The sequence below is a fragment of the Allokutzneria oryzae genome (assembly GCF_042429765.1).
In the GTDB taxonomy this organism is placed as follows: domain Bacteria; phylum Actinomycetota; class Actinomycetes; order Mycobacteriales; family Pseudonocardiaceae; genus Allokutzneria; species Allokutzneria oryzae.
Genome location: NZ_JBHLZU010000012.1, coordinates 98,185 through 112,205, shown reverse-complemented (window position 1 = coordinate 112,205; position 14,021 = coordinate 98,185). Strand labels below are relative to the sequence as shown.

15 protein-coding genes are annotated in these 14,021 nt (G+C 71.7%); 6 read left to right on the top strand and 9 right to left on the bottom strand.

The features are described from left to right. Positions 1–41: 41 nt before the first annotated feature. Together ACFFQA_RS16050 and ACFFQA_RS16045 are read right to left on the bottom strand one after the other, a co-directional pair. Positions 42–2,693, bottom strand: coding sequence for a helix-turn-helix transcriptional regulator (locus tag ACFFQA_RS16050; protein ID WP_377852748.1), 2,652 nt, complete (start codon positions 2,691–2,693; stop codon positions 42–44). Continuing rightward, positions 2,690–3,628, bottom strand: coding sequence for an MBL fold metallo-hydrolase (locus tag ACFFQA_RS16045; protein ID WP_377852747.1), 939 nt, complete (start codon positions 3,626–3,628; stop codon positions 2,690–2,692). The genes ACFFQA_RS16050 and ACFFQA_RS16045 overlap by 4 nt, the downstream gene beginning before the upstream one ends. A 199-nt stretch (positions 3,629–3,827) precedes the next feature. On the opposite strand from ACFFQA_RS16045, the gene ACFFQA_RS16040 reads away from it, so the two are divergent. Continuing rightward, positions 3,828–4,535, top strand: a complete 708-nt coding sequence (locus ACFFQA_RS16040; protein ID WP_377852746.1) for a zinc-binding dehydrogenase — start codon at positions 3,828–3,830, stop codon at positions 4,533–4,535. On the opposite strand, the gene ACFFQA_RS16035 is transcribed toward ACFFQA_RS16040, so the two are convergent. The 4 genes from ACFFQA_RS16035 to ACFFQA_RS16020 all read right to left on the bottom strand — a co-directional run bounded on the left by ACFFQA_RS16035 (position 4,536) and on the right by ACFFQA_RS16020 (position 7,218). After that, positions 4,536–4,796, bottom strand: a complete 261-nt coding sequence (locus ACFFQA_RS16035; RefSeq protein ID WP_377852745.1) for a GlsB/YeaQ/YmgE family stress response membrane protein — start codon at positions 4,794–4,796, stop codon at positions 4,536–4,538. It lies immediately after the preceding gene. Between the two features lie 65 nt (positions 4,797–4,861). Next, positions 4,862–5,701 carry a class I SAM-dependent methyltransferase gene (locus ACFFQA_RS16030; protein ID WP_377852744.1) on the bottom strand — a complete coding sequence of 280 codons (840 nt, stop codon included), beginning with the start codon at positions 5,699–5,701 and terminating at the stop codon, positions 4,862–4,864. A gap of 5 nt (positions 5,702–5,706) precedes the next feature. After that, positions 5,707–6,549 carry a nuclease-related domain-containing protein gene (locus ACFFQA_RS16025; protein WP_377852743.1) on the bottom strand — a complete coding sequence of 281 codons (843 nt, stop codon included), beginning with the start codon at positions 6,547–6,549 and terminating at the stop codon, positions 5,707–5,709. Positions 6,550–6,717: 168 nt separating this feature from the next. Then, positions 6,718–7,218, bottom strand: coding sequence for a hemerythrin domain-containing protein (locus tag ACFFQA_RS16020; RefSeq protein WP_377852742.1), 501 nt, complete (start codon positions 7,216–7,218; stop codon positions 6,718–6,720). A gap of 201 nt (positions 7,219–7,419) precedes the next feature. Between ACFFQA_RS16020 and ACFFQA_RS16015 the strand changes: the two genes are divergently transcribed. The 4 genes from ACFFQA_RS16015 to ACFFQA_RS16000 all read left to right on the top strand — a co-directional run bounded on the left by ACFFQA_RS16015 (position 7,420) and on the right by ACFFQA_RS16000 (position 10,508). After that, complete coding sequence (locus ACFFQA_RS16015) at positions 7,420–7,890, top strand: DUF1203 domain-containing protein (RefSeq protein ID WP_377852741.1); 471 nt, start codon at positions 7,420–7,422, stop codon at positions 7,888–7,890. A 340-nt stretch (positions 7,891–8,230) separates the two neighbouring features. Next, positions 8,231–9,163 (top strand): DMT family transporter, encoded by a 933-nt coding sequence (locus ACFFQA_RS16010; protein WP_377852740.1) that lies wholly within the window; start codon positions 8,231–8,233, stop codon positions 9,161–9,163. Between the two features lie 4 nt (positions 9,164–9,167). Beyond that, a complete protein-coding gene (gene sigJ / locus ACFFQA_RS16005; protein ID WP_377852739.1) occupies positions 9,168–10,052 on the top strand; it encodes an RNA polymerase sigma factor SigJ in 885 nt (294 codons plus the stop codon). Next, positions 10,053–10,508: a carboxymuconolactone decarboxylase family protein gene (locus ACFFQA_RS16000; protein WP_377852738.1), complete on the top strand. Its 456-nt coding sequence runs from the start codon at positions 10,053–10,055 to the stop codon at positions 10,506–10,508. On the opposite strand, the gene ACFFQA_RS15995 is transcribed toward ACFFQA_RS16000, so the two are convergent. From ACFFQA_RS15995 to ACFFQA_RS15985, 3 genes are read right to left on the bottom strand one after another with little or no spacing between them, the layout of a single operon-like run. Beyond that, positions 10,465–11,781, bottom strand: a complete 1,317-nt coding sequence (locus ACFFQA_RS15995; RefSeq protein WP_377852737.1) for a carboxylesterase/lipase family protein — start codon at positions 11,779–11,781, stop codon at positions 10,465–10,467. The two genes, ACFFQA_RS16000 and ACFFQA_RS15995, sit on opposite strands and share 44 nt — an antisense overlap. Continuing rightward, entirely contained in the window at positions 11,778–12,626 is an 849-nt protein-coding gene (locus ACFFQA_RS15990; protein WP_377852808.1) for an MBL fold metallo-hydrolase, read from the bottom strand. The genes ACFFQA_RS15995 and ACFFQA_RS15990 overlap by 4 nt, the downstream gene beginning before the upstream one ends. Continuing rightward, on the bottom strand, positions 12,623–13,054 hold the full coding sequence (locus ACFFQA_RS15985) for an SRPBCC family protein (protein WP_377852736.1): 432 nt from the start codon (positions 13,052–13,054) through the stop codon (positions 12,623–12,625). Before ACFFQA_RS15985 ends, ACFFQA_RS15990 begins: the two co-directional genes overlap by 4 nt. Positions 13,055–13,468: 414 nt before the next feature. On the opposite strand from ACFFQA_RS15985, the gene ACFFQA_RS15980 reads away from it, so the two are divergent. Beyond that, on the top strand, positions 13,469–13,909 hold the full coding sequence (locus ACFFQA_RS15980) for a VOC family protein (protein WP_377852735.1): 441 nt from the start codon (positions 13,469–13,471) through the stop codon (positions 13,907–13,909). The last annotated feature ends 112 nt before the right edge of the window (positions 13,910–14,021 follow it).

Below are 14,021 nucleotides of genomic sequence, written 5' to 3'. Positions count from 1 at the left end.
TCCGCTCGGGGCCCCGGTGCCATCAGTAGGACCACTGGTGGTCACTGGCCAAGTAGTCGCGCGAGCTCGGTGCGGGTGGTCACGCCGAGCTTCGGATAGACCTTGTACAGGTGGTACTCGACCGTGCGCGGGCTGAGGAACAGCCGCGCCGCGACGTCCTTGTTGGACACGCCCTCGGCCACCAGCCGGGCGATCCGCAGCTCCTGCGGGGTCAGCTGCTCCAGCGCGACGGGCTCGGCCCGCTGCCCGGACTCGCCCGCCGCCCGCAGCTCGCCGAGCGCCCGCTGCTCCCACGGCCGCGCCCCGAGCCGCCCGAAGGTCTCCGCCGCCGCGCGCAGATGCCGCCGCGCCTCGCCGACCCTGCGGTCCCGGCGCAGGCGCTCGCCCAGCAGCAGCGCGGTCCGGGCGCGGTCGTAGTCGGCGCCGCTGTCGGCGGCGAGCAGTGTCAGTGCCTGTTCGTACAGTGGCACCGCGTCGTTCTCGATGAGCGCCCGGCACCGCGCGACGAGCGCCCGTGCGCGCGCGGTCGTGGCGTTGACCGACCACCGCTCGATGAAGTCAACGGAAGCCCTCGCCGCGTCGAGGTCTCCGGCCGCCACCGCGGCTTCGACGCGGTCACCGGTGGAGCCCCACACCGCGATCGGGTGGCCCGCGCCAGGGCCGGCCGTGGTCAGCGCGGTGAGGCGTTCGTGCGCGGCCTCGACCCGGCCGAGGCCGAGGTCGAGCAGGCCCAGCGCGTAGGAGGCGACACCGACCCGCAGGCCTACGCGGTGCGGGATCGCGATGGCCAGCGCCTCGTTCGCGTGCGCGCGGCACTCGTCCTCACGGCCCTGGATCGCGGCGACCATCGCGAGGTTGGCCAGGTGCGCGGCGGCCGAGTTGGTGTACCCGGCCTCGCGGGCCAGGGTGAGCGCTTCCTCGGACAGGGCGGCGCTGTGCGTGAGCCTGCTGTTCATCCGCTCGGCGGTCGCGGCGAACTCCAGGACCACGGGCAGCGTGCCGACCATGCCCGAGACCCGCGCGACGCGACCGGCCCGGGTGGCGAAGTCGGCCGCCGCGTCCACCTCGCCGAGGTGGCTCGCGGCCGAGGACGCCCACAGCAACGACACCGCGTCGTCCCCCGGCTCGCGCAACGCCGAGCGGAGAACGGCCGTTCCCCGTTCGGTGTCTCCCGCCTGGAGTGCCGCGGTGCCGACCAGCATCGAGCGCAGGTAGCTGTCGTCGAGCGCCTCCGCTCGCCGCCCCACCTCGATCGCGACGGCCGTGTCCCCGACGTAGGAGGCGGCTTCCGCGGCATCCGACAACAGCTCGACCCGGTCGCCCGCCGCGTCCAGGAAGATCCGCATGGCCTCGGCTGCGTCACCGGAGTTGAGCTCGAAACGGCCGCGCAGCTGGGAAAGCTCGGCCTTCAGGTCCTCGTCGGCCGCGAGGTCCTGCGCGGCTGCCAGCCAGCTCTGCGCCTGTCCCGGCCGTCCGCCCAGCCACGCCGCCCCTGCCGCCTCCGCCAGCCGTCGCGCCCGCGCTCCGGGCTCCGGCGTCAGCGCCGCGGCGCGGCCCAGCGCCTCCGCCGCGTCGGCGTACCCGCCGCGCTCCCGCGCCCGGTGCGCGGACTCGGCCAGCGCCGAGGCGACCGCCTCATCCGGCCCGAGCGCCGCGTCGGCGAGGTGCCGCGCCCGTCGGTCGGCGTCTCCGCCGACGGCGTCGGCGAGCGCGCCGTGCACGCGCCTGCGCAGCGCGGACCCGGCTCCGGTGTAGACGGCCGAGCGGATCAGCGGGTGCCGGAACCGGAGCGCGGCGCCGTCCACGGCGACGAGTCCTGCCTGCTCAGCGGCGTGCAGCGCGTCGGCTCCGATGCCGAGTGCGGTCGCCGCCCGCAGCACGACGCCGACGTCGCCGAGCCCTTCCAGCGCCGCTACGAGCAGCACCAGCCGGGTGTCCTCGGGCAGCCGGGCGACCTGCTCGCCGAAGACGTCGCCGACCGGCAACGGGTCCGGCAGCGGCGCGGCCCCGGAGAGCTGAGCGGGCGTCAACAGCTCGGCCAGCTCGCTCAACGCGAGCGGGTTGCCCTTGGTCAGTGTCGTGAGCTCGGCTGCGACGGCGGGCGTGGAGCCCACCAGCAGCGTGGCGGCGCTTCTGTCGTCGAGCCCGGCGACGCGCAGCTGCTCCGCCCCGCGCAGCGCGTGCCGGACCTCGGCGGTGTCGCGCGCGGCTATCAGCAGGCTGACGCTCTCGGTCCGCAGCCGCCTGGCCGCGAACAGCAGCGTGTCCGCCGAAGCCCGGTCGAACCACTGGAAGTCGTCCACCACGCACAGCAGCCCGTCCGGCTCGGCCGCCTCGACGAGCAGCGAGAGCACTGCGGCCGACACCAGGAACCGGTCGTCGGTGCGGGACTCCGCCAGCCCGAGCGCACCGCGCACCGCGTCCCGTTGCGCTCCCGGCAAGTCCTCGGCGAGGTGCGCGACGGGGCGCAGGAGCTGGTGCAGCGCCGCGAAGGCCAGCCCCGCCTCGGGCTCGGCTCCCGTCGCCCGCAGCACCCGCATCGGACGCGCGCGGTCGGCCGCCTCCGCCAGCAGCGAGGACTTGCCCGCTCCGGGATCGCCGAGCAGCGCGAGCGCGCGGCCGGTGCGGTTCCGGGCTGCGGCAAGGACGTCGTCGAGCGCGGCGAGCTCGGCCGCGCGGCCAGCCAGGCTCATGCGCGCGGGCCGGAGGGCAGTGTCCGGGTCTCGCCGACCGCCAGCGCCCACAGGTGCTCCGGATCGCGTCCTGCCGCCGCCCACGCCTTCCTGACCAGCCGCAGCGGCTCGTCCATCGGCTCCCGAGTCAGCGCGAAGGTGCCCCAGTGCATCGCGGCGAGCCGTTGTGCCCCAACGTCGTCGAGCGCGCGCACGGCCTCTTCCGGGTTGACGTGCACGGGCCGCATGAACCACCGCGGCTCATAGGCGCCGATCGGCAGCATGGCCACGTCGATCCCGGGGTAGCGCTCACCGATCTGCGCGAAGCGCTCGCCGTAGCCGGAGTCGCCAGCGTGGTAAGTCCGCGTGCCGTCCGGGGCGGTGATCACCCACCCGCCCCACAGCGTGGAGCACGTGTCGAGCGGGCCCCTGCGGCTCCAGTGGTGCGCGGGCACGAAGTCGAAGCTCAGCCCGGCCACGGTCGCCGACTCCCACCAGTCCAGCTCGGTGACCTGGTGGAACCCGCGCCTCCGGAACCACCCGCCGAGGCCGAGCCCGGCCAGGATGGGCGTGGACCTGGGCAGGCGTTTGATCGTCGGAGCGTCCAGGTGGTCGTAGTGGTCGTGGCTGATCACCACGGCGTCGATCTTCGGCAGCTCGCTCCACGCGATTCCGGGCGGGGTCCGCCGCTGTGCGCCGCCGGGGATCTTCGGCGACCACACCGGGTCGGTCAGCACCGAGACCCCGTTGAGCCGCACGAGGTAGGTGGAGTGGCCGACCCATGTCCAGCTCGCGGTGCCCGGTTCCGCGGCGGGCAGGCCGGTGCGCAGCACCGGGACCAGGTCGGCGTTGGCTCCCGAACCGCCGAAGCCGCCGCTCTCGCGCAGCAGTCGTGCCATGTCGCGGACCCTCGGTAGCGGCGCGGTGAGCCGGTCGCGGTAGTTCGGGCGTGCCATGCCGCAAGTCTGCCATCGCGTCGCTGAACGCAACGTCAAGTATGACCAGGTCGCACCGGCTTGACATGAACCAACGTTGAGGTTCCACGCTGGGCGCAGGCCAGGTCCTGGTCGAGGTGTCCACAGTGGACGTTCTCTTTCTCGACGTGGACCTGGCCCCGGCTGGGGAGGCGACTACTTCCCGCTCACCTCGCCGTACGTGCCCGGTGGCGGTGTCGCGGGACGCGTCGGCGCGGTGGGCGAGGCCGTCGACCGGGCCTGGGTCGGCAGACAGGTGGTCGCGAAGACGGCGTCCTTCGGTGGCTACGCGGAACGCGTCGTCGTCGGCGCCGAGGATCTGGTCGGTGTGCCGGACGGTCTCGAACCGCGGACCGCGGCGGCGTTGCTGCACGACGGGCCCACCGCGCTCGAACTGTTCGACAACGCCGACGTCAAGACAGGGGACCGGGTCCTGGTGACGGCGGCCGCCGGTGGGCTGGGCATCCAGCTCGTGCACGCGGCCGGGGCGACCGTGATCGGAGCCGCGCGCGGCGCGCGCAAGCTGGACCTGGCGCGGGAGCACGGGGCGGACGTCGTCTTCGATGGCGTCGGCGGCGAGATCGGCCGCGCGGCGCTGGGGATCACCAGGCGGGGCGGCTGGTTCTCCGCGCACGGGGTGCCCAGTGGCAGCTTCACGACCGTGTCGGAGGAGGAGGCGAAGCGGCTCGGCGTGACCGTGCGCGGGATCGACCAGGTGCAGTTCAGTGGGGACAAGGCCGTGCGCCTCGCCGAACGCGCGCTCAGCGAGGCAGCTGCCGGACGGTTGAGACCTGTTGTGGGGCAGACCTTCCCGCTCGCCGACGCGGCGGCGGCACATGCCGCTGTCGAGTCCCGGGCGGTGCTCGGGAAGACCCTGTTGCTGGTGTGATCAGTCCCCGCCGTTGACGGCCTGTGCGATGGCCTCGGCGACGCCGATCAGCGCGACGGAGGCGATGACCGCGATGATGAAGCCGAGCACGTTGAGCTCGAAGATGTCCCCGGTGCCCAACAGGTTCGCGATCGTGCCACCGATCACCGAGCCGACGAGGCCCAGTAACAGAGTGGCGAGAACGCTGAGGTGCTGCTCGCCCGGTTTGATCAGCCGGGCGAGCGCACCGATGATCAGTCCTGCGACGATGAACCCGATCATGTGAGCCTCCAGTGCCTGGGAGTTGCTACGTAACGTAGCGTGACCGAAGGCTCGCTGCCCAGGGCTCAGCGCGCGGTGAACACCACGGCGGGGGACCACCAGTACGACACCAGGGGAGCGACCTCGACCTGGTCGAACCCGGCGTCGGTGAGCTGGCGCCGCCACTGCTCCGCAGGCTGCTCCCACGTGGAGCGGACCGCGCCCCGCACGATCTGGCCGAGCAGCACAGGCAGCAGAAACCCTTGTGCGACAAGGGAGGCGTCCTCGCCGTACTCGGCGATGCCCCGCTCGTAGCGTTCGGCGAGCGACTCCAGGTGCTCGGGCGAGCCCTCGTCGAGCACGGGGACGTCGAACTCGGCGACGACCAGCCGGTCCACCCGTTCGCGCAACCCCCGCAGCACCTCGGCGCGCACGGCGGGTTCCATGGTGTGCAAGGAGAACGTCGCCTGCGCGCTGTCCCACCGGTGCTCCGCCGGGCGTGCGGTGAACTCCTGCGCGGTCTCCTGCCAGGGGTGTGCTCCGGCGATCCGTTGCCGCGCGAGGTCGAGCAGCGCCGCCGAGGGCTCCACGAGGTCGATCCGCGCGGGCTCGTGGGTCGCCGCCTCCAGCGCTGGCGCGATCGCGAGACCGTCGCCGCAGCCGATGTCGAGCAGGGAAGCGGGGCGCACCTCGTCGTATCCCGTTGCCAGGACCTGGCTCAACCGCCGGTACAGCTCGACGTTGCCGCCGCCCCGGACGAACGCGCGGAACGCGGCGGGCTGGTCGTAGACGCGGCCGTCAGCGTCGGAGGCCCAGTGTTCGGCGAGTTCGTCACCGAGTCGTGTGCCCGCCGCTTTCGCGTGTTCCCGTGCTGTTTCCGGGCTCCCGTCCCGCCACGCCGCAAGCGCCTGCGCCACTCTGCTCATGATGATCACGGTACTTCAGTGGGTCCGTGGAAGACGTCGTACACGGTGCCGACCAGCCAGGCCAGGCCCACCAGGACGAGCAGCCCCAGCGCGATCACGAGCACCAGCCGCGTCGTGCCGCCTCGCCGCGGGGCGACGGCGACCGGTGTGGGCGGTGCGGGCGCGGGCTTCGGCGGGGGAGCCGGTTCCTGCGCGTCCTGGGGTGAGTAGATCGTCTCGGGAATGCCGTGCTGGTAGAGCTCAAGCACGTTCGGCACGTGCTCGGTGAGCTTCAGCGCCCGAGCCGCCGCGGCCACGGTGTTGGCGTCCCAGACCTTCTGGCTCCGGCACAGCGTGTGGAAGTACTGGCGCAGCGGCTTCTGGTGCGGCGCGAGAACGACCACGACGCCGTCGGTCTCCGCGCCGTCCGCGAGGTGCACCCGCGCACCTGGCGTGGGCAGCAGCACGACCAGCCCCGGCACGGTTCCCGTGGTGATCCCGGCGGCGCGCAGGGTCTCGCGCACCGCCTTCACGTTGGCGCTGCACAGGTCCAGCGGGTTCTGGGAATGCAGCGCGGCCGGTTGGCCGTCGACCTGCCACGCGCCGTCGGCAGGGGCGTGCAGCGCGCCGTCCTGGCGGCGGGTGAAGCCGTCGATCTCGATGACGACGCAGCCGTAGGGGGAGAGCACCAGCGCGTCGGCCATGCCGGTGGACGTCACCGCGTTGAACACCGTCACGCCGGGCAGGCCGAAGTCGCCCGTCCACGTCCGCATCCACTGCGCGACTTTGGCCTCGGCGCCGGTGAGGCCGTCGCCGCGCGCGCCGCCGGTGTGCTGCACCGCGACCAGCATGACCCCTCCCGTGCTCACCCGGTGACTCCGCGTCCCCTGGTGGTCACCTGGGGTCGCCCGAGTCTAGGTGGGCCTGCCGGACCCGGCGACACCTGCGGTCAGGCAGGACTCGCCTCGTGGGCCAGGAGCGCCGAGCAACGCCAGCCCTGCTTGGTGAGGTTCTCGACTTGGAGCATGCCGGGAACGCTAGGGAGCGGCGGGCCCGTCGGTCAGTACCCGAACGTCGAGCCCGGAGCTGTCGAAGGTCTGCTTCAGCTCGTCGAGCGCGGAGGCGATCCGCCGCTCCTCGTAGCCGAAGTGCGATTCCAAGATCGCGGCGAGACCGTCCAGTTCGGACCGCACGCGCCGGGCGTCGGCGGGGTCGGCCTCGGCGACCAGCACCTCCAGCCTGCGCAGGATGTCGGCCACCAGGTGGTGGTCCTCCCGCAGTTTCTCCAGCGTGGGCCGCAGTTCGGGGAACTCGTCGGCCAGCGCGGGGAAGACGTGGTCGTCCTCGCCGGTGTGGTGCCTGGTGAGCGCGGAGCAGAAGGTCAGGCAGTGCGCCCGCAGATCCCGTGGGCGGCCGCCGACGCCGTCGAGGTAGGCGTCGATGTCGGCGCGGAGCCGGGCAAGCTCCTCGCGGAGCCACGTGTGCGTGTCGATCAGTTCGATGCTGAAGGCCGTGAGGCGCTCGTTCGGGGTTTCCACGGCTGTCCCATGGTTCGGCGCCTCCATGCCCACAGCGGTCTCTTTGCCGGGTGCACCGCGACGCTGGACGGCATCAGACCAGCTTCCAGACCCAGCGTCAATGCGGGTGTGCCCCGAGCCTCACACAGTGTGCTTTCCGGGGTGCAACGCCAGGGCGGAAATCCGCCGGAACGGTGGGCGCGGAGTGGAGAGAGTGGTGGCATGACTGGTTTTCGCATCCACCCGTTGCACACCGCCGTTCTCGACCGGGTCCGCGCGACCGGGCTCGACACCTCCGGCAATCCCGTCGAGTACGTCGCGGCCACGGCTGGCAACCCGCTGCGTTGCTGTCTTCGGGATGCGCGGGAAGGGGAGGAGCTGATGCTCTTCGGTTACGAACCGCTGCTTCCCGCCACCAGTCCGTACCGCGAGATCGGCGCCGTGTTCGCGCATGCCCATCCGTGCGGCGGGCCCGCGAAGGACGAGCCGTACCCGGCGGACTGGGTGGGGCGCCCGCAGGTGCTGCGGGCCTACGACAAGCGGGGCTGGATCCACCCCGTGACCCAGGCGCACGACGGCGCGGACCCGGTCGCCGTGATCGCCGAGATGCTCGCGGAGCCGGACGTCGTGGAGATCCACAGCCGCAACATCGCCTACGGCTGCTACATGTTCTCGATCACCCGGGCCGAGTGACGAGGTTCGCCCGTGCGGCATCACCCCTCACCCACTCCTCATCCCCACCCACCCTCATCTCCACCCACTCCTCATCTCCACCCACCCCTCACCCCGAAACCCGCCATCCGCCCCCGTTTTTCGCGTTTTGTAGGCTTAATGCGATTTGGGAGCGCTCTCTTGCGCAAAAAGGTGACAAAACGCGAAAAGCGTCGACCACGCCAGCCCACGTGTGCAGGGGCGGCGTGGCGTGCACCGGGTCGGCACCCGCCAGCCCACGTGCGTAGGGGCGGCGTGGCGGACGGGTACTGGTGGGTAACGCGTTCGGCCGGGGCGGCACCGCGTGTCAGGATGGACCACCGTGTCCTCACGAGTGGATCCCCTGAGCGGGGTTGTTCTGGCCGTCGCGGTTCTCGCCGTCTCCTCCTCGGGACCGCTGACCGCCTTCGCCGCCGCCCCCGCGCTGGCGATCGCCTTCTGGCGCAACGCGATCTCGGTGGCCGCGCTCACCCCGTTCGCGGTCGCTCGGCGCGGAGCGGAGTTCGCCGCGCTCGTGCGGGGCGACCAGCGCGGCGCCGGGTGGCTCAGTGTGGCGGCCGGGGCGGCGCTCGCGGTGCACTTCGCCACCTGGATGCCCGCGGCGCAGCTGACCTCCGTGGCCACCGCGACCGCGCTGGTGGCGACGCAGCCGGTGTGGCAGTGCGTGATCGCTTCGGCGCAGGGGCAGCGGCTGCCCACCGCGACGTGGATCGGCATGGGCCTCGCCGTGACGGGTGCGATCGTCGCCACCGGGGCCGATTTCGAGGTCTCCGCGTCCGCGCTCACCGGTGACCTGCTCGCCCTCGTCGGCGGGCTGATGGCCGCCGTCTACACCGCGTTCGGCGAGCGGGCCCGCGTCACGGTCAGCACCACCACCTACACGTCGGTCTGCTACTCGGTGTGCGCGGCGCTGCTGCTGGTGGTGTGCCTGGTCGGTGGGGTGCCGCTGGTCGGCTTCGACGGGGCGACGTGGCTGGCGATCCTGGGGCTCGTTGTCGGCGCGCAGCTGCTCGGGCACTCGATGTTCAGCTTCGCGTTGCGCAAGGTCTCCGCGACCACGGTGAGCCTGATGATCCTGCTGGAGGTGCCCGGGGCCGCCCTGATCGCGTGGGTCTGGCTCGGTCAGGTGCCCCGGCCCGCCGCTCTGCCGGGGTTGGCGCTGCTGTTGCTCGGGGTCGCGGTCGTGGTGCTCGCGGGGGCCAGGACCAGGACGAAGGGTGCCGATGTCACATTCGAGACGGCTGTCCCGTCCTAGTGGCGTGAGAGCGGCGGAGACGGAGTTCCTGCGCGAACGACCTCGGTTGGTCGGCATCGCCTACGGCATCATCGGCGACGTCGGCGAGGCCGAGGACGTGGTGCAGGAGGCGTGGCTGCGCCTCGGCAAGGCGCTGGCCGCGGGGGAGATCGACGACGTGACCGGCTGGCTGGTCGTCGCCACCTCCCGGCTCGCGCTGGACGTGATGCGCTCCGCGCGCAAACGCCGCGAGGACTACGTCGGCCCCTGGCTGCCGGAGCCCGTGGTGCGCGCGGCGGACGAGCCGGAGGAGCGGGTCACCCTCGCCGACTCGGTGAACATGGCGATGCTGGTCGTGCTGGAGACGCTGTCCCCGGCCGAGCGGACCGCCTTCGTGCTGCACGAGGTCTTCGGGCTGCCGTTCGCCGAGATCGCCGAGGTCGTCGGTCGGTCGGCCGCGTCCGTGCGCCAGCTCGCGTCGCGGGCCCGCAGGCACGTGCGGGAGCGGTCGCCGCGCTTCGACGCCGATCCGGTCCGGCAGCGCGAGGTGGCCTCGGCCTTCCTCGCCGCCTGCGAGGGCGGGGACATCACCGCGATGCTCCGGCTGCTCGATCCCGACGTCGTCCTGACCAGCGACGGCGGCGGGGTGGTGCGCGCGGCTCGTCGGCCGGTCATCGGCGCGGACCGGGTGGCCCGGTTCCTCGCCGGGATCCGCGCGAAGCTGCCCGACCGCGAGCTGCGGCCCGCCGTGGTCAACGGCGCGGGCGGCTTCCTCATGCTCGACGACGGCCGCCTGGTCGGCGCGTACGCGATCACCGTTGCCGACGGCCTGGTCACCGCGATCGACGTCGTGCTGCACCCCACCAAGCTCGCCCGCGCGAGCGCACTGATCACCAACAAGGAGAACTAGATGCACGCCCCGCGCATGACCAACCTGACCTCCTCGCCCGTCTACAAGCCGATGAGCGAGATCGAGCGCTACCTCGCTTCGAGCCCGCTGCCCAAGACGATCCTGGAGCTTGTCAAGCTCCGGGTCAGCCAGATGAACGGTTGCGCGTTCTGCGTGGACATGCACTCCCACGACCTCAAGAAGCTGGGCGAGGCCGACGAACGGATGTGGTCGGTCGCGGTGTGGCGCGAGGCCCCGTTCTTCACCGAGCAGGAGCGGGCCGCGCTCGACCTCGCCGAGGCCGCGACCCGGCTGGACCGCGACGGTGTCCCCGATGACGTCTGGGACACCGCCGCGAAGCACTTCGACGAGGAGACCCTGATGGCGCTGGTGGCCGCGATCGCGACCATCAACGCCTGGAACCGTTACGGCGTCACGCTTCGCCTCGTTCCGGGGCCGGGGACGAGCCGCCGCTGAACCTCCTCGTGGCGGGGTAGCGCGCCCAGCCGGGATCACCGGTCTCGGCGAACCTGATCCACGTGCCGTGCATGAGCGTCGCGAGCTCGCGCGGTGGTTCGTCCGGGCCGAGGAGGGCCTTGGGGCCGCGCAGCTCCGGGATGTCGGTGGTGTCGAAGACGAAGGGGAGCTCGGTGGCGTGCGCCGCGCCGAGCCTCCCTTCGAACGCCGCCGACCGCCACGCGAACTCGTAGTGGTAGGACGGCCGCGACTCGGCGAACTTCCTTGTCCCAGCGGCGAAAAGCCCCTCTGTGAGTGCCGCTGGGTCGGCGTCGCCGTCGTTCGGCACGACGTAGAGGTTCCCCTCGTCGCTGTTCGTGCCGAGCATCAGGTCCACAGTGGACTCCGCGTGCGCTGGCTGGGTCGGCAGGGTCTCGGTGCCCGCGACGAGGCTGAACGGGGTGAGCCGCAGCAGCGGGTCGGCCTCGCCGGTCACCGTCAGGTCGATGCCCGCGATGCTCGGCAGAGCCGCCACGATCCGTTCGTCGGAGATCTCGGCGAAGGACCCCACGTCCGCGCCGACCCCCAGCTCCGCCGCCAGCGCCGCCGTGACCAGCTCAGCCTGTGCCGTGCTGAACGCGCCGAGGCCGCTGCCGCTCTGCGAGATCGCCCGGTGGAACAAGCCGTCCGGAGCCGTCACCACGGCACCGCCGACGATGGTCGCGCCCGCGGACTCACCGAACAGCGTCACGTTGCCGGGATCGCCGCCGAACGCGGAGATGTTGTCCTGCACCCACTCCAGGGCGGCGAGCACGTCGAGCAGCCCCCGGTTGTCCGGAGCGCCGGGAAGCCGCAACCACCCGTGCGCGCCGAGCCGGTAGTTCACCGACACCAGCACCACACCGTTGCGCGCGAAGCCCGAGCCGTTGGTCGCCGCAGCGCGGCTCGACCCGGCCAGGAAACCACCGCCGTGCACGAAAACCATCACCGGCAGGCCGGAGGCCGACGGGTCCGGGGTGCGGACGGTGACCGCGAGGTAGTCCTCGCCCCGGATCCAGCCGGGGCCGATGACCGGGGTCATGTCCAGCTCCCCGAAGCGCCCGCGCTCCGGGGCGGGAGCCGTCGGCCCCGGCACGGTCGCGTCGCGGACGCCGTCCCATCGCCGCGGTGGCAGGGGAGCGCTGAACCTGGTGCGGTCCAGGGTGTTTGATGCGTACGGGATGCCGTGGAAGACGGTGTGACCGGGCAGGCGCAGTCCACGCACCGCGCCCGCCTTGGTCCGCACCGTGGTCATGGCGAGACCCTGTCGAACGGTGCCCATTCCTTGATCGCGAACTTGCTGCCGTCGCGGCGGACGTGCGCGGCGCCGTGACCGGCCAGGTGTGCGGGCAGGACGAGGGAGTTCGTGTCCGCCGCCCATTCCAGGACGCTGCGCCTGCTGGCACGGGCCTGCTCGGGGTCCTCGCAGAAGCAGCTGTTGAAGTCCGGCTCGACGAGCTGGACGACCGTGTGCAGGAGGTCCCCGACGAACACCGCGCGGTCACCGCCGGAGTCCAGGCGCAGCACCGAGGAACCGGGGGTGTGCCCGGCCGCCAGGTCCAGCCTCAGGTTCTCGTCGATCACGTGCGACTCGTCCCAGAGCTCCACCAGCCCGGCGTCGTGCACCGGCCGGACGCTGTCCTCGAAGAGGGCGTTGCCGTGGAAGTGGGTGAAATCCCGTTGCGGCATGAGGTAGGTGGCGTTCGGGAAGGTCGGGACCCACTCGTCGCCGTCGAGCCGCGTGTTCCACCCCACGTGGTCCGCGTGGATGTGCGTGTTGATCACCACGTCCACGTCCTCCGGCAGGACGCCCGCCGCGGCGAGGTTGTCCAGGAACGGCGTGTCGAGCCGGTGGAAGACCGCCATGTCCGGGCGTTCCTTGTGGTTGCCCGCACCAGTGTCGACCAGGATCGTCCGCCCGCCGCTGCGCAGGACCCAGGTCTGCAGTGCGCAGTGCACGTGGTCGGCTTCGGCGACCCAGTGGTCCGGTGCGAACTCCGGCCAGTGCTCCGGCGAGCTGTCCGGAACGAACTCGCTCGGCGGCATGATCGGCCCGTGCCACTCCAGGACACGGGTCACGCTGACATCGCCGAAGGTCATCGTGTGCACGACTGCGCCTCAGCGATCGCGATCAGCGTGTCCTCGATGCCCCGCGCGGTGAACCGCCGCAGCTCGTCCAGCTGTGAGGCGAACTCGGGCAGCGGCTTCAGCAGCTGCCAGTCGACGGTGATGACCGTGTTGGCGTGGAAGGAATACGTCCAGCGAACGACTCCGTCGCCGGTCTCCCACGAGAACTCTTTGCCCGGCTCCGCGGTGAGCACGCGCGAGCTCGATTCCCAGACGCGGTCGCCCACCTTGTTGACCCCGGTGAACACCGCGCCGACGCGGGGCCCGTCGTTGTCAGCGTAGGCGACCTCGACGACGTTCGGGCTCCACTCGGCCATGCGGGAGACGTCGGCGATGAGGTCGTAGGCGCGGTCGGGGCTCGTGGCCACCCAGGCCCGGCGCCGGATCGGAGGTAGGTCCATGCCGACCACTGTCGTGCGTTCGCACTGGTAGCGGTATCAGTCACGTGACTGCACCCAGTCGCCCCGGAGGGCGCCAGCGCTGGACCCCTGTCGGAGTGCCGTTCGAGGCACCGCTGGTCGAGCGAGTTCAGGTCGTAGCCGAAGTAGTCGTCGTTCCTGGCCATGCTCACACCCCGTTCACTTGCAGGGGACGGAGCGCGTGGAGCTCCCGCCACCGACGAAGCGGACCTCGACCTCGTTCCTCGCGGTCTGCTTGCGCCAGCCCTTCACCCGCATCGACTCCTCCTCCCCCCCCCCCACCCCCATTTCCGCCATTCGCGGGCTTATAGACCTCTTCCAGCCCTCGGAAGCGTCCATAAGCCCGCGAATGGCGAGTTTGGGGCGGTGGGGGACGGTGGTGGTTATGCTCGGAGCGTGACCGTGCAGCGGATGGACAACGTCGCCATTGTCGTCGACGACCTGGACGCGGCTGTCGCGTTCTTCACCGAGCTCGGTTTGGAGCTGGAAGGCAGGGCGCAGGTCGAAGGCATTTGGGCGGACCGCACCGTCGGGCTCGACGGCGTCCGGAGCGAGATCGCGATGATGCGGACCCCGGACGGCCACAGCAAGCTGGAGCTGTCGAAGTACCACAACCCTGTGGCGGTCGTCGCCGAACAGGAGAACCCGCCGCCCAACACGCTGGGTCTGCATCGCGTCATGTTCGCCGTCGACGACATCGACGACACCATTGCCCGCCTGCGCCCCCACGGCGCAGAACTCCTCGGCGAGGTGGCGCAGTACGAGAGCATCTTCCGGCTCTGTTACCTCCGCGGCCCTTCGGGCATCATCGTCGCCTTGGCCGAACAGATCAGCTGACGCGAGCCGGCCGACCGCACTCTGGTCCACAGTGGACATACGAGCCGAAGATGGACCGGAGCAGGAGAAGCAGTTCTCCTGCCCTTGACCACTCACGTGGGGAACGTCGTGG